Annotated in this window: 16 protein-coding genes; 2 read left to right on the forward strand and 14 right to left on the reverse strand. The window is 70.7% G+C overall.

What is annotated here, in order from left to right; all coding sequences use genetic code 11:
* Positions 1 to 16 precede the first annotated feature (16 nt).
* A complete protein-coding gene (locus ACZ6CL_RS23210) occupies positions 17 to 775 on the forward strand; it encodes an ABC transporter ATP-binding protein (protein ID WP_468938403.1) in 759 nt (252 codons plus the stop codon).
* Positions 772 to 3,519 carry a fumarate reductase/succinate dehydrogenase flavoprotein subunit gene (locus ACZ6CL_RS23215; protein WP_468938212.1) on the forward strand — a complete coding sequence of 916 codons (2,748 nt, stop codon included), beginning with the start codon at positions 772 to 774 and terminating at the stop codon, positions 3,517 to 3,519. The genes ACZ6CL_RS23210 and ACZ6CL_RS23215 overlap by 4 nt, the downstream gene beginning before the upstream one ends.
* A 379-nt stretch (positions 3,520 to 3,898) precedes the next feature.
* On the opposite strand, the gene nuoN is transcribed toward ACZ6CL_RS23215, so the two are convergent.
* From nuoN to ACZ6CL_RS23285, 14 genes are all read right to left on the reverse strand, one after another.
* Positions 3,899 to 5,551: an NADH-quinone oxidoreductase subunit NuoN gene (gene nuoN, locus ACZ6CL_RS23220; RefSeq protein ID WP_468938213.1), complete on the reverse strand. Its 1,653-nt coding sequence runs from the start codon at positions 5,549 to 5,551 to the stop codon at positions 3,899 to 3,901.
* Positions 5,548 to 7,212, reverse strand: coding sequence for an NADH-quinone oxidoreductase subunit M (locus ACZ6CL_RS23225; RefSeq protein WP_468938215.1), 1,665 nt, complete (start codon positions 7,210 to 7,212; stop codon positions 5,548 to 5,550). Before ACZ6CL_RS23225 ends, nuoN begins: the two co-directional genes overlap by 4 nt.
* Before the next feature lie 3 nt (positions 7,213 to 7,215).
* Positions 7,216 to 9,111, reverse strand: a complete 1,896-nt coding sequence (nuoL, locus tag ACZ6CL_RS23230; protein WP_468938217.1) for an NADH-quinone oxidoreductase subunit L — start codon at positions 9,109 to 9,111, stop codon at positions 7,216 to 7,218.
* Positions 9,112 to 9,127: 16 nt separating this feature from the next.
* Positions 9,128 to 9,427 (reverse strand): NADH-quinone oxidoreductase subunit NuoK, encoded by a 300-nt coding sequence (gene nuoK, locus ACZ6CL_RS23235; protein WP_009715954.1) that lies wholly within the window; start codon positions 9,425 to 9,427, stop codon positions 9,128 to 9,130.
* Positions 9,424 to 10,302, reverse strand: coding sequence for an NADH-quinone oxidoreductase subunit J (locus tag ACZ6CL_RS23240; protein ID WP_468938220.1), 879 nt, complete (start codon positions 10,300 to 10,302; stop codon positions 9,424 to 9,426). The genes nuoK and ACZ6CL_RS23240 overlap by 4 nt, the downstream gene beginning before the upstream one ends.
* On the reverse strand, positions 10,299 to 10,907 hold the full coding sequence (gene nuoI / locus ACZ6CL_RS23245; protein WP_468938223.1) for an NADH-quinone oxidoreductase subunit NuoI: 609 nt from the start codon (positions 10,905 to 10,907) through the stop codon (positions 10,299 to 10,301). The genes ACZ6CL_RS23240 and nuoI overlap by 4 nt, the downstream gene beginning before the upstream one ends.
* On the reverse strand, positions 10,897 to 12,264 hold the full coding sequence (nuoH, locus tag ACZ6CL_RS23250; protein ID WP_468938226.1) for an NADH-quinone oxidoreductase subunit NuoH: 1,368 nt from the start codon (positions 12,262 to 12,264) through the stop codon (positions 10,897 to 10,899). The genes nuoI and nuoH overlap by 11 nt, the downstream gene beginning before the upstream one ends.
* Positions 12,265 to 12,355: 91 nt before the next feature.
* Positions 12,356 to 14,851 carry an NADH-quinone oxidoreductase subunit G gene (locus ACZ6CL_RS23255; RefSeq protein WP_468938229.1) on the reverse strand — a complete coding sequence of 832 codons (2,496 nt, stop codon included), beginning with the start codon at positions 14,849 to 14,851 and terminating at the stop codon, positions 12,356 to 12,358.
* The gene (gene nuoF / locus ACZ6CL_RS23260) at positions 14,848 to 16,230 is read right to left on the reverse strand and encodes an NADH-quinone oxidoreductase subunit NuoF (RefSeq protein WP_468938232.1); all 1,383 of its coding nucleotides are present in this window, start codon (positions 16,228 to 16,230) and stop codon (positions 14,848 to 14,850) included. The genes ACZ6CL_RS23255 and nuoF overlap by 4 nt, the downstream gene beginning before the upstream one ends.
* Positions 16,230 to 17,039, reverse strand: a complete 810-nt coding sequence (gene nuoE / locus ACZ6CL_RS23265; protein WP_468938405.1) for an NADH-quinone oxidoreductase subunit NuoE — start codon at positions 17,037 to 17,039, stop codon at positions 16,230 to 16,232. Before nuoE ends, nuoF begins: the two co-directional genes overlap by 1 nt.
* A 17-nt stretch (positions 17,040 to 17,056) precedes the next feature.
* Positions 17,057 to 18,391 carry an NADH-quinone oxidoreductase subunit D gene (locus tag ACZ6CL_RS23270; RefSeq protein ID WP_468938234.1) on the reverse strand — a complete coding sequence of 445 codons (1,335 nt, stop codon included), beginning with the start codon at positions 18,389 to 18,391 and terminating at the stop codon, positions 17,057 to 17,059.
* Positions 18,391 to 19,128 carry an NADH-quinone oxidoreductase subunit C gene (locus tag ACZ6CL_RS23275; protein ID WP_468938237.1) on the reverse strand — a complete coding sequence of 246 codons (738 nt, stop codon included), beginning with the start codon at positions 19,126 to 19,128 and terminating at the stop codon, positions 18,391 to 18,393. The genes ACZ6CL_RS23270 and ACZ6CL_RS23275 overlap by 1 nt, the downstream gene beginning before the upstream one ends.
* Positions 19,125 to 19,679 (reverse strand): NuoB/complex I 20 kDa subunit family protein, encoded by a 555-nt coding sequence (locus ACZ6CL_RS23280; protein WP_055555975.1) that lies wholly within the window; start codon positions 19,677 to 19,679, stop codon positions 19,125 to 19,127. Before ACZ6CL_RS23280 ends, ACZ6CL_RS23275 begins: the two co-directional genes overlap by 4 nt.
* Before the next feature lie 32 nt (positions 19,680 to 19,711).
* Complete coding sequence (locus tag ACZ6CL_RS23285; RefSeq protein WP_468938239.1) at positions 19,712 to 20,071, reverse strand: NADH-quinone oxidoreductase subunit A; 360 nt, start codon at positions 20,069 to 20,071, stop codon at positions 19,712 to 19,714.
* Positions 20,072 to 20,648: the final 577 nt, after the last annotated feature.

Below are 20,648 nucleotides of genomic sequence, written 5' to 3' on the forward strand. Positions count from 1 at the left end.
CCCGGCACCGCCCGGTCTGCGGCTGCGGCTGCGTGACGCCGCGCTGGGCCGCCCCGGGGCGCCGGTCCTGCACGGTCTCGACCTGGACGTCGCGCCCGGCGAGGTGCTGACCGTCGTCGGCCCGTCCGGCTGCGGCAAATCGACCCTGCTGCGCACCCTGGCCGGACTGCTGCCGGTCCTCGGCGGGCAGGTCACCCAGGACGGCGAGCCGCTCACCCGGCCCGCCGCCGACCGCGCCCTGGTCTTCCAGGAGGACGCGCTGCTCCCCTGGCGAACCGTCCACGCCAACGTGGAACTGCCCCTCGTCATACGGGGCGTACCGCGGGCCGCGCGCCGCGCCCGGGCCGCGGAGTGGCTGGAGCGGGTCGGGCTCACCGGCCACGCCCGGCGCCTTCCGCACCAGCTCTCCGGCGGGCAGCGGCAGCGCGTCCAGCTCGCCCGCGCGCTGGCCGGTGCGCCGCGCGCCGTCCTGATGGACGAGCCGTTCGGCGCGCTCGACGCCCAGACCCGGGCCGGGATGCAGCGGCTGCTGGTGGAGGTGCTGGACGGGACGCACGCCACCGTCGTCTTCGTCACCCATGACGTCGACGAGGCGGTCTTCCTCGGCGACCGCATCGCCCTCCTGGACGGCGCGGGCACGGCCCGGGTGCTCGGCGTACCGCATCCGCGCGAGCGTGCCGCGCACGACGCCGCCGCGACCGTCGCGCTGCGCCGCCAGGTCCTCGAATCCCTCGGCTCCCCCGGCTCCCTCGCCACCCGAAAGGGCCTCTCGTGACAACCCCGCACCCCGTGGAGATCCCCGCCCTCGACGCCGCCGAGGAGCTGACCTGCGACGTCCTGGTCATCGGCGGCGGCACGGCGGGCACCATGGCCGCGCTCACCGCCGCCGAACGCGGGGCCTCCGTCCTGCTGCTGGAGAAGGCGCACGTCCGGCACTCCGGCGCGCTCGCCATGGGCATGGACGGCGTCAACAACGCGGTCGTGCCCGGCCGGGCCGAACCCGACGACTACGTCGCCGAGATCACCCGCGCCAACGACGGCGTCGTCGACCAGTCCACCGTCCGGCAGACCGCCACCCGGGGCTTCGACATGGTCAAACGCCTGGAGCGGTACGGGGTGAAGTTCGAGAAGGACGAGCACGGCGAGTACGCGGTCCGCCAGGTGCACCGCTCCGGCTCGTACGTCCTTCCGATGCCCGAGGGCAAGGACGTCAAGAAGGTCCTCTACCGGCAGTTGCGGCGGCGCGAGATGCGCGAGCGCATCCGGATCGAGAACCGGGTCATGCCGGTCCGCGTCCTGACCGCGGGCGGCCGGGCCGTCGGCGCCGCCGGATTCCACACCCGCACCGGGCACTTCGTCAGCGTGCGGGCCGGGGCCGTCATCCTCGCCACCGGCGCCTGCGGCCGCCTCGGGCTGCCCGCCAGCGGCTATCTGTACGGGACGTACGAGAACCCCACCAACGCGGGTGACGGCTACGCCATGGCGTACCACGCGGGCGCCGAGCTGACCGGGATCGAATGCTTCCAGATCAACCCGCTGATCAAGGATTACAACGGCCCGGCCTGCGCCTATGTCGCCAACCCCTTCGGCGGCTACCAGGTCAACCGGCACGGGGAGCGGTTCGTCGACTCCGACTACTGGTCCGGGCAGATGATGTCCGAGTTCGCGGCGGAGGTCGCGAGCGAGCGCGGCCCGGTCTATCTGAAGCTCAGCCATCTGCCGGAGGAGTCGGTGGCCGCGCTGGAGTCCATCCTGCACTCCACCGAACGCCCCACCCGCGCCGCCTTCCACGCGGGCCGCGGCCATGACTACCGCACCCACGACGTGGAGATGCACATCTCCGAGATCGGCCTGTGCGGCGGCCATTCGGCCTCCGGCGTACGGGTCGACGCGCACGCGCGCACCACGGTGCCGGGGCTGTACGCGGCAGGGGACCTCGCGTGCGTCCCGCACAACTACATGATCGGCGCCTTCGTCTTCGGCGATCTGGCGGGCGCGGACGCCGCCCAGTACCGGGCGTACGACGGCGAACTGCCGCGCGACCAGCTCGCCGACGCCCACGCCCTCGTGTACGGGCCGCTGCGCAACCCCGACGGGCCGCCGCAGCCGCAGGTCGAGTACAAGCTGCGGCGCTTCGTGAACGACTACGTCGCCCCGCCCAAGAGCGGCGCCCGGCTGTCGCTGGCCGTCGAGGCGTTCGAGCGGATGCGCGGGGACATCGCGGCCATGGGCGCCCGTACCCCGCATGAACTGATGCGGTGCGCGGAGGTCACCTTCATCCGCGACTGCGCCGAGATGGCGGCGCGGTCCTCCCTCGCCCGGACGGAGAGCCGGTGGGGGCTCTACCACGAGCGCACCGACCATCCGCGGCGCGACGACACGGACTGGCTGCACCATCTGGATCTGCGGAAGTCGGCCTCTGGGGCCATGGAGTTCACGGCCCGGCCGGTGGCTCCGTACCTCGTGCCGATCGAGGAGTACGCGCCGGTGGGCGGGGCGTCCCGCCCGATCGGCGAGGTGTGGCCCGAGCAGGTCGCCACGGCGGGCCCGCGCGAGGCCGCGCCGCGCGGCTCGGGGGCGCCCGAGGGCGCCCCTCGGCGCGCGGAGGCGGAGGCATCCGTCCCTGCTTCCCCCCGCATCCTCGAACTCCTGGCCCTGACCGAGGAACAGCCCGAACTCCCGGCCCTGCGGCCCTACCTGGCCGACCCGGACCCGGCGGTGCGCCGGGCCGCCGTCGCCACCCTCACCGAAACCGCCCCACCGGGCACCGGCCCGGCCCTGGCGACGGCACTGGCCGACCCGGACGGGGGCGTACGCGCCGGGGCGGCGGCGTCACTGCGAGAGCTGGTCGAGGTCCTGCCCCCGGACGCGGCCCTCCGCGAGCCGCTGCTGCACGCTCTTACGGTGACGGACCCAGCGGTACGAGCGGCCGCGCTGGACGTCCTGCGCGCGCTGGGTCTCGGCGACGCGGAGCTGTTCGCGCGGGCCCTGACGGACGTGGCGATCGAGGTCCGTCTCCAGGCCGTGCGCGCGCTCGTGTCGGTGGACGCGCTCGCCGCCCTGGAGCCGGGAGTCGCGGACGCGTCGCGCGAGGTGCGGGTGGCGACGGCGGGCGCGCTGGGCACCCTGGCCCCGGGCGGCCCGGCCGCGGAGGCCAGGCGGCTGCTCACGCCGCTGCTGCGGGACCCGGACGTCCTCGTACGGGCCGCCGCCCTGGAGGCCCTGGCCTCGGCCGGGTGCCCGGCCCCGCTGGACGCCGAGGCAGTGGCGGCGCTGGACGATCCCGCCTGGCAGGTGCGCAAGGGAGCGGCGATGGCCCTGTCCGCCGCCGCCCCGGACCTGGGCATCCCTGCCCTGGCCCGGACCCTGACCGACGCCCACGCCGACGTCCGCAAGGCGGCGGTGCTGGCCTTGCTCCCCTTGGCGGAACACGCCCCGGCCGCCCGGGAAGCCCTGTCCACGGTCCACTCCGACCCGGACGCAGACGTCCGGGCCTACGCGGCCAAGGCGACCGCCTAGCCTCTCCCCACCCCGCCCCTTCCCGAACCAGGGGACCAGCCCCCTGAACCCCCGTGACGGAGACGCGCCCGCCGAGCTGCGCCCCGGGTGCGCCAACCCGGCCGGGCGGCACGTTGGTGGGGCAGCCCGCTTCGGAGCCTCGCGTCCGGGTGAGGCACGGCCGTGACGCCCGTTCCCCAAACCCCGGGCGATGCGGCGCCGTACGAGCCCCCGGCGCCCGCGCCCGGGCCGGGGCACCGTCGCACCGCCCCCGACCAGGCAGGGCCCAGGGGCGCAGCACCTGGTTCGGGGAGGGGCGGGGGTGGGGGAAACAGCGGCGCCCCGGCCGGACACCATCGCGGTGGTCCGGCCGGGGCGGCGCCCTGGGGTCGGGGAACGGCTAGCGCACGAACACGCCCGCTTGGCCCGCCAGATCCAGGAAGTACTGCGGCGCCACACCCAGCACCACCGTCACCGCCACGCCGATCGCGATCGCCGACGACGTCAGGGGGCTCGGGACGGCCACCGAGGGGCCGTCCGTGCGGGGTTCGCTGAAGAACATCAGCACGATGACCCGGATGTAGAAGAAGGCCGCGATCGCCGACGAGATCACACCGATCACGACCAGCGCACCGGCGCCCCCGTCCGCCGCCGCCTTGAAGACCGCGAACTTCCCCGCGAAACCACTGGTCAGCGGGATACCGGCGAAGGCCAGCAGGAAGACCGCGAAGACCGCCGCCACCAGGGGCGAACGGCGCCCCAGCCCGGCCCACTTCGAGAGGTGGGTGGCCTCGCCCCCCGCGTCGCGCACCAGGGTGACCACCGCGAAGGCGCCGAGGGTCACGAAGGAGTACGCGGCGAGGTAGAAGAGGACGGAGGAGATGCCCTCCGGCGTGGTGGCGATGACACCGGCGAGGATGAACCCGGCGTGCGCGATCGAGGAGTAGGCCAGCAGCCGCTTCACATCGGTCTGGGTGACGGCGACGATCGCGCCGCCCAGCATCGTGACGATGGCGACACCCCACATCACCGGCCGCCAGTCCCAGCGGAGCCCCGGAAGGACGACGTACAGCAGCCGCAGCAGCGCGCCGAAGGCCGCCACCTTGGTGGCCGCGGCCATGAAGCCGGTGACCGGGGTGGGGGCGCCCTGGTAGACGTCCGGGGTCCACATGTGGAACGGCACGGCGCCGATCTTGAACAGCAGACCCATCAGCACCAGCGCCCCGCCGAGGAGCAGCAGCACGTCGTTGCCCATGGTCCCGGCGAGCGCCGGGGTGACGTTGCGGACCTGGCCGTTCACGACGTCGGCGATACCGGCGTACGCCACGGTGCCCGCGTACCCGTACAGCAGGGCGATCCCGAAGAGCAGGAACGCGGAGGAGAAGGCGCCGAGCAGGAAGTACTTGACGGCGGACTCCTGGGACAGCATCCGGTGGCGCCGGGCGAGCGCGCACAGGATGTACAGCGGGAGGGAGAAGACCTCCAGCGCCACGAACAGGGTCAGCAGATCGTTCGCGGCGGGGAAGACGAGCATGCCGCCCACCGCGAAGAGGACCAGCGGGAAGACCTCGGTCGTGGTGAACCCGGCCTTGACGGCGGACTTTTCGGCGTCACCGCCGGGCACGGCGGCGGCCTGGGCCGCGAAGGAGTCGACGCGGTTGCCGTGGACGACCGGGTCGAGCCGCCGCTCGGCGAAGGTGAACACCGAGACCAGCGCGACCAGGAGAATGGTGCCCTGGAGGAAGAGCGCGGGACCGTCGACGGCGATGGCGCCCATGGCCGCGACATGGGCCTTCCCGGTGCCGTAGTCACTGGCGGCGAGGCCGATGACGGCCGCGAAGGCCGCGGCGAGGGAGACGACGGAGACGAACAACTGCGCCGCGTAACGCTGGGCGCGCGGCAGGAACGCCTCGATCAGTACGCCGATGATCGCGGCGCCGAGCACGATCAGGGTGGGCGCCAGCTGCCCGTACTCGATGTGCGGCGCGGGGATCTTGTCGGGCGCCGCCGCCGCTGTCGCCCACAGGCTGTGGACAGTGGCCGCGTGGGTCACTTGGCACCTCCGGAAGCACCGTCGTGGGAAGCACCCTCGGGCTTGGGGCTGTAGTGGAACCAGCCCGCGTCAGTGACGGGGTGATCGGGCTTGGGGTCCTTCTCGTCCACCACGGACAGGGTGTGGTCGACCGCCGGGTTGACGATCTCGGTCAGCGGCTTGGGGTAGACGCCGAGGAAGAGCAGCAGCGCGATCAGCGGCGCGACGACGAGCAGCTCACGCGGCCGCAGATCGGGCATGGTGCGCACCTCCTCCTTCACCGGGCCGGTCATGGTCCGCTGGTAGAGGATCAGGACGTACAGCGCGGCCAGCACGATGCCGAGGGTGGCGATCACCCCGACCACCGGATAGCGGGCGAACGCGCCGACGAGCACCAGGAATTCGCTGATGAAGGGCGCGAGCCCGGGCAGCGAGAGGGTGGCGAGACCGCCGATCAGGAAGGTCCCGGCGAGCACCGGGGCGACCTTCTGCACGCCTCCGTAGTCGGCGATGAGCCGCGAGCCACGCCGGGTGATGAGGAACCCGGCCACCAGCATCAGCGCCGCGGTCGAGATGCCGTGGTTGACCATGTAGAGGGTGGCGCCGCCCTGGCCCTGGGTGGTCATGGCGAAGATGCCGAGAACGATGAAGCCGAAGTGGGAGATCGAGGCGTAGGCGATCAGCCGCTTGATGTCCCGCTGGCCGATCGCCAGCAGCGCGCCGTAGATGATGCTGATGAGCGCGAGGACCAGGATCACCGGGGTGGCCCACTTGCTGGCCTCGGGGAAGAGCTGGAGGCAGAAGCGGAGCATCGCGAAGGTGCCGACCTTGTCGACGACCGCGGTGATCAGCACGGCGACGGGCGCGGTGGACTCGCCCATCGCGTTGGGCAGCCAGGTGTGCAGCGGCCACAGCGGGGCCTTCACCGCGAAGGCGAAGAAGAAGCCGAGGAACAGCAGCCGTTCGATGCCGGTGCCGATGTCGAGCTGCCCGCTCGCCCGGGCCTCCACGATCTGCTGGAGCGAGAAGGTGCCGGTGCCCAGGTCGTCGGCGGTGACCGCGTAGAGCCCGACCACCGCGGCCAGCATGATCAGCCCGCCCGCCAGGTTGTAGAGCAGGAACTTCACGGCGGCGTAGGAGCGCTGGGTGGCCGTCTCCTCCTCGGACCGCTCCCCGGCCCGGTCCCCGAAGCCGCCGATGAGGAAGTACATCGGGATGAGCATGGCTTCGAAGAAGATGTAGAAGACGAAGACGTCGGTGGCCTCGAAGGAGATCACCACCATCGCCTCGACCAGCAGGATCAGCGCGAAGAAGCCCTGGGTGGGCCGCCAGCGGCGGTTGGGGTGGGCGCCTTCCAGCGGGTCGGCGTCATGCCAGCCCGCCAGGATGATGAAGGGGATGAGCACGGCGGTGAGCGCGATCAGGGCGACCGCGATGCCGTCCACGCCCAGTTCGTAGCGGACCCCGAAATCCTTGATCCAGGCGTGGGATTCGGTGAGCTGGAAGCGGCCGCCGTCCGGGTCGAAGCGGACCAGGATGACCGCCGCGAGGGCGAGGGTGGCCAGGGAGAAGGCCAGCGCGACCCACTTGGCGGCGGCGCGCTGGGCGGCGGGCACCGCGGCGGTGACGATCGCGCCGAGCGCGGGCACCACGGCCGTGGCCGTCAGCAGGGGAAAGGACATGACTCAGACCGCCCTCATCAGCAGGGTCGCGGCGATGAGGACCGCCGTACCGCCGAACATCGAGACCGCGTACGTACGGGCGTAGCCGTTCTGGAGCTTGCGCAATCGGCCGGAGAGTCCGCCGACCCCGGCCGCGGTGCCGTTGACCACTCCGTCGACCAGCTTGTGGTCGACGTAGACCAGACCGCGGGTGAGGTAGCGGCCGGGCTGGACGAGCGCGACATGGTTGAAGTCGTCCTGGAGCAGGTCACGGCGGGCGGCCCGGGTGAGCAGGGAGCCGCGCGGCGCGGTGCGCGGCACGGGCTGGCGCCCGTACTGCGCCCAGGCGAGCGCGACGCCGATCACGAGGACGACCATCGTCCCGGCGGTGACCGTCGCGGCGCTGAGCGGGGAGTGGCCGTGGCTGTGGCCGGTGACCGGCTCCAGCCACTTCAGGAACGCGTCGTTCAGGCTGAACAGACCGCCCGCGAAGACCGATCCGAAGGCCAGGACGATCATGGGGATGGTCATGGACTTGGGCGACTCGTGCGGATGCGGTTCGTTGCCCTGGGCGTCGCGCTCCCACCGCTTCTCGCCGAAGAAGGTCATCAGCATCACGCGCGTCATGTAGTACGCGGTGATGGCCGCGCCCAGCAGGGCCGCGCCGCCGAGGATCCAGCCCTCGGTGCCGCCCTTGGCGAAGGCCGCCTCGATGATCTTGTCCTTGGACCAGAAGCCGGAGAGCCCGGGGAAGCCGATGATGGCGAGATAGCCGAGCCCGAAGGTGACGAAGGTGACCGGCATGTACTTCCGCAGGCCGCCGTACTTGCGCATGTCGACCTCGTCGTTCATGCCGTGCATGACCGACCCGGCGCCGAGGAAGAGCCCCGCCTTGAAGAAGCCGTGGGTGACCAGGTGCATGATCGCGAAGACATAGCCGATCGGGCCGAGCCCGGCGGCCAGGATCATGTAGCCGATCTGCGACATGGTCGACCCGGCCAGGGCCTTCTTGATGTCGTCCTTCGCGCAACCGACGATCGCACCGAAGAGCAGCGTGACCGCGCCGACCGCGACCACCGCGGCCTGTGCGTCGGGCGCGGCGTTGAAGATCGCGCCGGAGCGGGTGATCAGGTAGACGCCCGCGGTCACCATGGTCGCCGCGTGGATCAGGGCCGAGACCGGGGTCGGGCCCTCCATCGCGTCGCCGAGCCAGGACTGCAGCGGCACCTGGGCCGACTTGCCGCACGCGGCGAGCAGCAGCATCAGCCCGATGGCAGTGAGCTTGCCCTCGCTCGCGTGGTCCGCGGTCGACAGGACGGGGGCGAAGGCGAAGCTCCCGAAGGTCGTGAACATCAGCATGATCGCGATGGACAGGCCCATGTCGCCGACGCGGTTGACGATGAACGCCTTCTTCGCCGCCGTCGCCGCGCTCGGCTTGTGCTGCCAGAAGCCGATGAGCAGGTACGAGGCGAGGCCGACGCCCTCCCAGCCGACGTACAGCAGCAGGTAGTTGTCGGCGAGGACGAGCAGCAGCATGGCCGCGAGGAACAGATTGAGATAGCCGAAGAAGCGGCGGCGCCGCTCGTCGTGCGCCATATAGCCGATCGAGTAGATGTGGATCAGCGTGCCCACACCCGAGATCAGCAGGACGAAGGTCATCGACAGCTGATCGAGCTGGAAGGCGACGTCCGCGCGGAAGCCGCCCACCGGAATCCAGCTGAAGACCTGGCTGTGCAGGGCGCGGTCGTGCTCGCCCCGGCCCAGCATGTCGGCGAAGAGCACGGCGCCGATCACGAAGGAGGCGCCCGCGAGCGCCGTGCCCAGGTAGTGGCCCGTGCGGTCCAGCCGCCGCCCCCCGCACAGCAGCAGGGCCGCGCCGAGCAGCGGGGCCGCGACGAGCAATCCGATGAGGTTCTCCACTTGAACGCGACCCCTTCTAGAGCTTCATCAGGCTGGCGTCGTCGACCGAGGCCGAATGGCGGGAGCGGAAGACGGTCACGATGATCGCGAGGCCGACCACGACCTCCGCCGCCGCGACGACCATCGTGAAGAACGCGATGATCTGGCCGTCGAGGTTGCCGTGCAGCCGGGAGAAGGTGACGAACGCGAGGTTGCACGCGTTCAGCATCAGCTCGACGCACATGAAGAGGACGATCGCGTTCCGCCGGATCACGACCCCGGCCGCACCGATGGTGAACAACAGGGCGGCCAGGTAGAGGTAGTTGACCGGATTCACTTGGCGACTCCCTTGGGGTGCTCGGCGTCCTCGGACGCGGCACCCGCGTCGGCGTCGTCGTCGGTGCCAGGCTTCCGCCGCCCGAGCCAGCGCTCCGAGCGCCGCTCCAGCGCCGCCAGCTCCGCCAGCGCCTCACCGGAGACGTCCCGGACCTGGCCGCGGCCGCGCAGCGTCGCGTTGACGGTCAGCTCGGACGTCGTGCCGTCGGGCAGCAGACCGGGGATGTCCACCGCGTTGTGCCGGGCGTAGACACCGGGGGCGGGCAGCGGCGGGACGTGCTTGCCGGTGCGCACCCGCACCTCGGACTGCTCGCGCTGGCTGAGCGTGCGCTCGATGCGCTCGCGGTGGGTCAGCACCATCGCGCCGACCGCCGCGGTGATCAGCAGCGCGCCGGTGATCTCGAAGGCGAAGACGTACTTGGTGAAGACCAGGGCCGCCAAGCCCTCCACATTGCCGCCGGAGTTGGCCCGCGCCAGCCCGTCGAACGTCGTCAGCGAGGCGTTCCCGATTCCGGCGCACAGCAGGATGCCGAAGCCGAGCCCGCACAGGGCGGCGAGCCAGCGCTGCCCCTTCAGGGTCTCCTTCAGCGAATCCGCGGCGGTGACGCCGACCAGCATCACGACGAAGAGGAAGAGCATCATGACCGCGCCCGTGTAGACGACGATCTGGACGACGCCCAGGAAGTACGCCCCGTTGGCGAGGTAGAAGACCGCCAGGACGATCATGGTGCCGGCCAGGCTCAGGGCGCTGTGCACGGCCTTGCGCATCAGGATCGTGCACAGCGCGCCGATCACGGCGACCGTGCCGAGCACCCAGAACTGGACGGCCTCGCCGGTGGAGGTGGTGGAGGCCGCCGCGGCCAGTGCGCCGCTCATGCCTGCACCTCCTCCTGCGTCTCCTCGTTCCCCGCGGCCTGGTCGGACAGGGTCTCGCCCTTGCTGACCGCGGTCTGACGGGTGGTCCCGGGCGCGGCCTCGGTCACCAGCCCCCGGTAGTAGTCCTGCTCGTCCGTGCCCGGGTAGATGGCGTGCGGGCTGTCGACCATGCCCTCGGTGAGCCCCGCGAGCAGCTCCTCCTTGGTGTAGATGAGCGATTCGCGGGTGCGGTCGGCCAGCTCGTACTCGTTGGTCATGGTCAGCGCCCGGGTGGGGCACGCCTCGACGCACAGGCCGCACAGGATGCAGCGCAGATAGTTGATCTGGTAGACGCGGCCGTAGCGCTCGCCCGGGGAGTAGCGCTCCTCGTCGGTGTTGTCCGCGCCCTCCACGTAGATCGCGTCCGCCGGGCAGGCCCAGGCGCACAGCTCGCATCCGATGCACTTCTCCAGCCCGTCCGGATGCCGGTTGAGCTGGTGACGTCCGTGGAAGCGGGGCGCGGTGGGCTTCTTCTCCTCGGGGTACTGCTCGGTCAGCCGCTTCTTGAACATGGCCTTGAAGGTCACGCCGAAGCCGGCCACCGGGTTCTGGAAGTCAGACACCATCGGCCTCCTTTCCGTCACTTACAGTGTCGGGGCCACCACTGACAATCAGCTCCCGGTCCTGTCGGGAGCGCCGTCGTGGTACGGGCGGCAGGGACTGGCCGGGCAGCGGCGGCACCGGGAATCCGCCCGCCATCGGGTCGAAGGCGGGCTCGGGACCCTCTTCCACCGCCGGTCCGGCCTCGCCCTTCGCTGCCGCCCCGCGGTCGCGGAAGACGTCGACGACGAAGGACAGCAGCAGCAGCGCGATCACCGCGCCGCCGACGTACAGCACGATCGACTGGTTGTCGTAGTTCTCGTTGCGCAGCGCCCGCACGGTGGCGACCAGCATCAGCCAGACCATCGAGATCGGGATGAGGACCTTCCAGCCCAGCTTCATGAACTGGTCGTAGCGCACCCGGGGCAGCGAGGCGCGGATCCAGATGAAGACGAACAGCGACGAGACGACCTTGCCGAGGAACCACAGCAGCGGCCACCAGCCGTGGTTGGCGCCTTCCCAGAAGGTGCTGATCGGCCAGGGCGCCCGCCAGCCGCCCAGGAAGAGGGTCACGGCGACCATCGAGACGGTGACCATGTTGACGTACTCGGCGAGCATGAACAGCGCGAACTTGATCGACGAGTACTCGGTGTTGAAGCCGCCCACCAGGTCGCCCTCGGACTCCGGCATGTCGAACGGCGCCCGGTTGGTCTCCCCGACCATCGCCACGATGTAGATGAGGAACGAGACCGGGAGCAGCACCACGTACCAGCGGTCCTGCTGGGACGCGACGATCTGCGACGTCGACATCGACCCGGAGTAGAGGAACACCGCCGCGAAGGACACGCCCATCGCGATCTCGTAGCTGATCATCTGGGCGCAGGAGCGCAGCCCGCCGAGGAGCGGATACGTCGACCCGGACGACCAGCCCGCCAGCACGATGCCGTAGATGCCGACCGAGGCGGTGGCGAGGATATAGAGGACGGCGATCGGCAGATCGGTCAGCTGCATCGCGGTGCGGTGCCCAAAGACCGACACCTCACCGCCGGACGGGCCGAACGGGATCACCGCGACCGCCATGAAGGCCGGGATGGCCGCGACGATCGGCGCCAGGACGTAGACCACCTTGTCGGCGCCCTTGACGACCACGTCCTCCTTGAGCATCAGCTTCACGCCGTCCGCGAGGGACTGGAGCATGCCCCAGGGGCCGTGCCGGTTCGGGCCGATGCGCAGCTGCATCCAGCCCATCACCTTGCGCTCCATCACGATGGAGATCAGCACGGTCAGCATCAGGAACGCGAAGCAGAAGACGGCCTTGATCAGGATCAGCCACCATGGGTCGCGGCCGAACATCGACAGGTCCTCTGCGGCGAGATACCTCATGCGGCGCCCCTTTCATTCGCTTCTCCGCCCGCGCGGCGCAGAGGCGCGCCTTTCCTGACTGCCTGCGGCCCGGCGGCCGCGCGTGCGTCGCTCATAGAGACACCTCCGGCTCGGTCGCGGGAGCGGTGATCGTGACGACGTCACCGGGGGACGCCCCCAGGTCGCGCCGCACACCGCCGCCCGTGGAGGCCAGCGGCAGCCAGACGACCCGGTCGGGCATCGGCGTCACACACAGGGGCAGCAGGACGGAACCGTCCGGGCCGGTGACGCGCAGCGGCTCTCCGTCGCGGACCCCCGCCTCCTCGGCGGTCGCCGCCGAGAGCCGGGCCACCGCGGCGTGCCGGGTCGCCGCCATCGCCGGATCACCCTCCTGGAGCCGTCCCTGGTCGAGCAGCAGCCGGTGACCGGCGAGCACCGCCTCGCCCTCGGCGGGCCGGGGCAGCGGGCCCCCGGTCTCCAGCGGGGCGGCGGCGCGCAGCCCCTGCCAGGTGCTGAGCCGGGTCAGCTCGGCGCGGGCGGCCGCCACGTCCGGCAGGCCCAGGTCCGTATCGAGGGCGTCGGCCAGCATGTGCAGCACCCGGCCGTCCGGGAGGGTGTGGCGGCGGGTCATCTGGTCCGGTTTGAGCGCGGCCTCGAACGGCCGGGACCGGCCCTCCCAGTTGAGGAACGTGCCGGACTTCTCGACGACCGCCGCGACCGGAAGCACCACGTCCGCCCGCTCGGTGACCTCCGAGGGCCGCTGTTCCAGGCTCACCACGAACTCCGCCGCGTCCAGGGCTGCCAGGGCGCGCGCCGGATCGGGCAGATCCGCCACCTCGACCCCGCCGACCAGCAGCGCGCCGAGCCCGCCGTTCGCCGCGGCCTCCACGATCTGGCCGGTGTCGCGGCCCACCTGGTGCGGCAGGTCGGCGCTCCCCCACACCGCGGCGGTCTCCTCGCGGGCCCGCGGATCGTGCGCCGGGCGGCCGCCGGGCAGCAGCCCGGGCAGGGCGCCCGCCTCGATCGCGCCCCGTTCGCCCGCCCGGCGCGGGATCCACGCGAGCGTGGCCCCGGTGGCGGCCGCGGCCCGTACGGCGGCGGTCAGTCCGCCCGCCACCGACGCCAGCCGCTCGCCGACGACGATGACCGCGCCCTCCTGGCGCAGCGCCTCGGCGGCCCGCTCGCCGTCCTCGTCCAGACCCGTGCGTCCCGCGATCGCGTCCAGCCACTCGGTCTCGGTGCCGGGCGCGGCGGGCAGCAGGGTGCCGCCCGCCTTCGTCAGGCCCCGGGTGGCGTGGGTGGCGAGCGAGAAGGTGCGCTGTCCGTGCTTGCGGTACGCCTTGCGCAGCCGCAGGAAGACGCCGGGCGCCTCCTCCTCGGCCTCGAACCCGGCCAGCAGCACCGCCGGCGCCTTCTCCAGCGCGGTGTACGTCAGCCCGCTGCCGTCCAGGTCACGGCCGCGGCCCGCGATGTGGGCGGCCAGGAAGTCGGCCTCCTCGTCGCTGTGCGCACGGGCCCGGAAGTCGATGTCGTTGGTCTCCAGGACGGTCCGCGCGAACTTGGCGTACGCGTACGCGTCCTCGACGGTCAGCCGCCCGCCGGTCAGCACGCCGGCGCGGCCGCGCGCCGCGGCCAGCCCCTGGGCCGCCGCCGCCAGGGCCTCGGGCCAGCCCGCCGGTTCCAGCTTCTCCGATTCGCGATTCCGCACCAGCGGGGTGGAGAGCCGGTCCGGGAGCTGCGCGTAGCGGAAGCCGAAGCGGCCCTTGTCGCAGATCCACTCCTCGTTGACCTCGGGGTCGTCCGCCGCGAGCCGCCGCATCACCTTGCCGCGCCGGTGGTCGGTGCGGGTCGCGCAGCCGCTGGAGCAGTGCTCGCACACGCTCGGCGAGGAGACCAGGTCGAAGGGGCGGGAGCGGAAACGGTACGCGGCCGAGGTGAGCGCGCCCACCGGGCAGATCTGGATGGTGTTGCCGGAGAAGTACGACTCGAACGGGTCGCCCTCCCCCGTGCCGACCTGCTGCAGGGCGCCGCGCTCCAGCAGCTCGATCATGGGGTCGCCCGCGACCTGGTTGGAGAAGCGGGTGCAGCGCGCGCACAGCACACAGCGCTCGCGGTCCAGCAGCACCTGGGCCGAGACCGGGACCGGCTTGGCGAACGTGCGCTTCTGGCCCTCGAAGCGACTTTCGGCCTGCCCGGCGCTCATCGCCTGGTTCTGCAGCGGGCATTCACCGCCCTTGTCGCAGACCGGGCAGTCCAGCGGATGGTTGATCAGCAGCAGCTCCATCACCCCGCGCTGCGCCTTCTCGGCGACCGGCGAGGTGAGCTGGGTCTTCACGACCATGCCGTCGGTGCAGGTGATGGTGCAGGAGGCCATCGGCTTGCGCTGGCCCTCCACCTCGACGATGCACTGGCGGCAGGCGCCCGCGGGGTCGAGCAGCGGGTGGTCGCAGAAGCGCGGGATCTCGATCCCGAGGAGTTCGGCGGCGCGGATGACCAGCGTCCCCTTCGGGACGGAGATCTCGATCCCGTCGATGGTGACGGAGACCAGATCCTCTCGCGGCACCGCCGCCTCCCCGCCTCCCGAGGGTGCGTTGGTGGTCACGGTCATGCGGTCACCCCCAGATGAGTGGTGCGCGGCTCGTCGGCCCAGACGGTGGACTTGGCCGGGTCGAAGGGGCAGCCTCCGCCGGTGATGTGCTGCTCGTACTCCGCCCGGAAGTACTTCAGCGAGGAGAAGATGGGGCTGGCGGCGCCGTCGCCCAGCGCGCAGAACGACTTGCCGTTGATGTTGTCGGCGATGTCGGCCAGCTTGTCGAGGTCGGCCATGCGCCCCTTGCCGGCCTCCACGTCGCGCAGCAGCTGCACCAGCCAGTACGTGCCCTCGCGGCAGGGTGTGCACTTGCCGCAGGATTCATGCGCGTAGAACTCGGTCCAGCGGGTCACCGCCCGCACCACGCAGGTGGTCTCGTCGAAGCACTGGAGCGCCTTGGTGCCCAGCATCGACCCGGCCGCGCCCACGCCCTCGTAGTCCAGCGGGACATCGAGGTGCTCCTCGGTGAGCAGCGGGGTGGACGAGCCGCCGGGCGTCCAGAACTTCAGCCGGTGGCCGGGGCGCATGCCGCCGCTCATGTCGAGCAGTTGCCGCAGGGTGATGCCGAGCGGGCCCTCGAACTGGCCGGGGTTGGCCACGTGCCCGGAGAGCGAGTAGAGCGTGAAGCCCGGGGACTTCTCGCTGCCCATCGCACGGAACCATTCCTTGCCCTTGTTGAGGATGGAGGGAACCGAGGCGATGGATTCGACGTTGTTCACCACAGTGGGGCACGCGTACAGACCGGCGACCGCGGGGAAGGGAGGCCGCAGCCGGGGCTGGCCGCGGCGGCCCTCCAGCGAGTCCAGCAGCGCGGTCTCCTCACCGCAGATGTACGCGCCCGCGCCCGCGTGCACCGTGATGTCGAGGCCGGGAAGCCCGTCCACCCCGAACTTCTGCCCGCGCCGCTCCGCCGTGCCCAGGTAGCCCGCCTCGTAGGCCTCGCGGACGGCCTCGTGCAGCCGCCGCAGCACCGGCACGGTCTCACCGCGCAGGTAGATGAAGGCGTGTTCGGAGCGGATGGCGTGGCAGGCGATGATCATGCCCTCGATGAGGGCGTGCGGATTGGCGTAGAGAAGGGGGATGTCCTTGCAGGTGCCGGGTTCCGACTCGTCGGCGTTGACGACGAGATAGTGCGGCTTGCCGTCGCCCTGCGGGATGAACTGCCACTTCATGCCGGTGGGGAAGCCCGCGCCGCCGCGGCCGCGCAGTCCCGCGTCCTTCACCAGCGCGATCACCGCGTCGGGGTCCATGGCGAGGGCCTTGTCGCTGCCCTGGTAGCCCTCGTGCCGCAGATAGGCGCGCAGCGACCAGGAGTTGGCCTCGTCCCAGTGCGCGGAGAGCACGGGTGCCAGCAGCTTCTCGGGGCTGTGCTCGGATCGCTCGGTCGTCACGGTCATCACTCCCCCTCCTCGGCGACCGGACCTGCCGGGTGGTGCGGATCAGAGGCCGAGGTCCGCTGCGGCGCGTCATGCGAACTGGGATGCGCCGGCGGCGTCTCGTCCTGCGGGGCGCCTCCGTACCTCGGCGAGACGACCCGGCCGGGCGTCCCCTCGCCCTTGGCCAGCCGCAGCCCGACGAGCGAGGCGTGCCCCGCGGAGCCACCGGCCTCGACCGCTCCGGGGCGCGGGTCGGGGAAACCGGCGAGGATGCGCGCGGTCTCCTTGAACGTGCACAGCGGCGCGCCGCGGGTCGGGGTGACGGTGCGGCCCGCGCGGAGGTCGTCGACCAGCTGCTTGGCGGAGTCGACGGTCTGGTTGTCGAAGAACTCCCAGTTGACCATCACCACGGGGGCGAAGTCGCAGGCCGCGTTGCACTCGATGTGCTCCAGGGTGACCTTGCCGTCCTCGGTGGTCTCCCCGTTGCCCAGCTCCAGATGGTGCTGCAGCTCCTCGAAGATCGCGTCCCCGCCCATCACCGCGCACAGGGTGTTGGTGCACACCCCGACCTGGTAGTCGCCCGAGGCCTTGCGCCGGTACATGGTGTAGAAGGTGGCGACCGCGGTGACCTCGGCGGTGGTCAGGTCGAGCACCTCGGCGCAGAACCGGATGCCGGTGCGGGTGACATGGCCCTCCTCGGACTGCACCAGGTGCAGCAGCGGCAGCAGGGCGCTGCGGCTGTCCGGGTAGCGGGCGATCACCTCCGCGGCGTCCGCCTCCAGCCGGGACCGCACCTCGGCCGGGTAGTCGGGGGCCGGCAGCTGCGGCATGCCCAGGGTCACGTCGGTCACCGGTCGACACCTCCCATCACGGGATCGATGGACGCGACGGCGACGATGACGTCGGCGACCTGGCCGCCCTCGCACATGGCCGCCACGGCCTGCAGATTGGTGAACGACGGATCGCGGAAGTGGACGCGGTACGGGCGGGTGCCGCCGTCGCTGGCCATGTGCACGCCCAGTTCGCCCTTGGGCGACTCGACGGCCACGTACGTCTGTCCGGGCGGGACCCGGAATCCCTCGGTCACCAGCTTGAAGTGGTGGATCAGGGCCTCCATGGAGGTGCCCATGATGTTCTTGATGTGGTCGAGGGAGTTGCCGAGCCCGTCGGCTCCGAGCGCGAGCTGCGCGGGCCAGGCGATCTTCTTGTCCTCGACCATCACCGGCCCGGGCTCCAGCCGGTCCAGGCACTGTTCGACGATGCGCAGCGACTGGCGCATCTCCTCCAGCCGGACCAGGAAGCGGCCGTACGCGTCGCAGGTGTCCGCGGTCGGCACCTCGAAGTCGTACGTCTCGTAGCCGCAGTACGGCTGGGCCTTGCGCAGGTCGTGCGGCAGCCCGGCGGAGCGCAGTATCGGGCCGGTCACTCCGAGCGCCATGCAGCCCGCGAGGTCGAGGTAGCCGACGTCCTGGAGGCGGGCCTTGAAGATGGGGTTCCCGGTCGCGAGCTTGTCGTACTCGACCAGGTTCTTGCGCATCGTCTTCAGGAACGCGCGGATCTGGTCGACCGCACCGGGCGGAAGGTCCTGGGCGAGGCCGCCGGGCCGGATGTACGCGTGGTTCATCCGCAGGCCGGTGATCAGCTCGTACAGGTCCAGGATCAGCTCGCGGTCGCGGAAGCCGTAGATCATCACGGTGGTCGCGCCCAGCTCCATGCCGCCGGTGGCGATGCACACCAGATGGGAGGAGAGCCGGTTCAGCTCCATCATCAGCACCCGGATGATGGTGGCGCGGTCCGGGATCTGGTCCTCGATGCCGAGCAGCTTCTCGACGCCCAGGCAGTACGCCGCCTCGTTGGAGAAGGGCGTCAGATAGTCCATGCGCGTCACGAACGTGGTGCCCTGCGTCCAGTTCCGGAATTCGAGGTTCTTCTCGATCCCGGTGTGCAGATAGCCGATTCCGCAGCGGGCCTCGGTGACCGTCTCGCCGTCGATCTCCAGGATCAGCCGGAGCACCCCGTGGGTGGAGGGGTGCTGCGGACCCATGTTGACGATGATCCGCTCGTCGTCGGCCTTCGCCGTGGCGGCCACGACCTCGTCCCAGTCGCCGCCGGTGACGGTGTAGACGGTGCCCTCGGTGGTCTCGCGCGCGGAGGCGGAGGGGGTTGCACGGGTGGCAGACATCAGCTGTACGACCTCCGCTGGTCCGGAGCCGGGATCTGGGCGCCCTTGTACTCGACGGGGATGCCGCCGAGGGGGTAGTCCTTGCGCTGCGGGAAGCCCTGCCAGTCGTCGGGCATCATGATCCGCGTGAGCGCGGGGTGACCGTCGAAGACGATGCCGAAGAAGTCGTAGGTCTCCCGCTCGTGCCAGTCGTTCGTCGGGTAGACGTCGACGACCGACGGGATGTGCGGATCGCTGTCCGGGGCCGTCACCTCCAGCCGGATCACCCGGTTATGGGTGATCGACCGCAGGTGGTAGACGGCGTGCAGCTCACGGCCCTTGTCGCCGGGGAAGTGAACGCCGCTGACGCCGGTGCACAGCTCGAAGCGGAGCGCCGGGTCGTCGCGCAGGGTCCGGGCGACCCGCGGCAGGTGTTCGCGGGCGATGTGGAAGGTCAGCTCGTCGCGGTCCACGACGGTCTTCTCGATCGCGTTCTCCGGGAGGAGCGACTGCTCCTCCAGCGCGCCCTCGAGTTCGTCGGCGACCTCGTCGAACCAGCCCCCGTACGGGCGGCTGGCCTGCCCGGGCAGCCGTACGGGGCGCACCAGACCGCCGTAGCCGGTGGTGTCGCCGCCGTTGTTGGCGCCGAACATGCCGTGCTGGACGCGGATGGCCTCGCCCTGGTCACCGCGGCGGCCGGGGAGGTTCTCGGCGTTGAGGTCCTTGTCGGGGTTGACCCCGTTCCCGTTCGCTGTCACCTCAGCAGCCCCTTCATCTCGATCGTCGGGAGCGCCTTCATCGCCGCTTCCTCCGCCTCACGGGCCGCACGCTCGCGGTTCACGCCGAGCTTCTCCTCGCGGATCTTCTGGTGCAGTTTGAGGATCGCGTCCATGAGCATCTCGGGGCGCGGCGGACAGCCGGGCAGATAGATGTCGACGGGGACGATGTGGTCGACGCCCTGCACGATCGCGTAGTTGTTGAACATGCCGCCGCTGGAGGCGCACACGCCCATCGAGATGACCCACTTCGGGTTCGGCATCTGGTCGTAGACCTGGCGCAGTACCGGGGCCATCTTCTGGCTGACCCGCCCGGCGACGATCATCAGATCGGCCTGCCGGGGCGAGCCGCGGAAGACCTCCATGCCGAAGCGGGCGAGGTCGTAGCGCCCGGCACCCGTCGTCATCATCTCGATGGCGCAGCAGGCCAGGCCGAAGGTGGCCGGGAAGACGGAGGACTTACGGGCCAGCCCGGCGGCCTGTTCGACGGTGGTCAGCAGGAACCCGCTCGGAAGTTTCTCTTCGATACCCATGCGCTGTTTCCCCTATCTCCTCTTGAGCCCCTTTAGTCCCACTCCAGGCCGCCGCGCCGCCAGACGTACGCGTAGGCGACGAAGACGGTGAGCACGAAGAGGAGCATCTCCACGAGCCCGAACAACCCCAGGGCGTCGAAGGTGACGGCCCAGGGGTAGAGGAAGACGATCTCGATGTCGAAGACGATGAAGAGCATCGCCGTCAGGTAGTACTTGATGGGGAAGCGCCCACCGCCGGCCGGATGCGGAGTCGGCTCGACGCCGCACTCATAGGCCTCGAGCTTGGCCCGGTTGTAGCGCTTGGGGCCGATGATCGCGGCCATGAGCACCGAGAAGATCGCAAAAGCTGCCCCGAGGGCGCCCAGTACGAGGATGGGCGCGTATGCGTTCACCGTCCTCGCTCCCTTCAGTCGACGATGACTGGCTGGCGGACCGCACGGACATGCCGCCACCCCACGAAGATCGCGCTCATGTGAGGCAGTTCACAAGCCCGTTTCGCCTGCATCTTATGCCCGTCGTCCTGTGATCTGCGACACGGGGTACACCAACGTCTTTGTGATCTCCACCACCTGACGAAGGATCATGAAGTCGGATGAGCGGTGATCTTGTACGTGAAGCATCCATTCAGTCACGAGCCGTGACAATCGAAGATGTCATCACAGGTGAGCGCAGTGCGCCCCTACCAAGACATGGTACATACATGCAAATTTGAGACGGGCATCGTCAGCTGATATTGGCCCTCCATTCTCATGAGTGACCCCTGCTCGACCGAGGCTCGGATCGGGGTCGACCGATACCCCTTGATCGCCGGTTCGCGCTTCCGTTCACGAGCGTCACAAATGGGACACGGGGGAGTGAGGTATCCCACCCCGGAAAGAGTTGTGGATCTCGAATTGACGGGAACCATTGGTATGCGGGCCGCATCAGTGATAAGCCGCCCGCCGCTACCGCGCGACGCCAAATGCCATG

This window comes from Streptomyces sp. NPDC041200 (genome assembly GCF_055591805.1).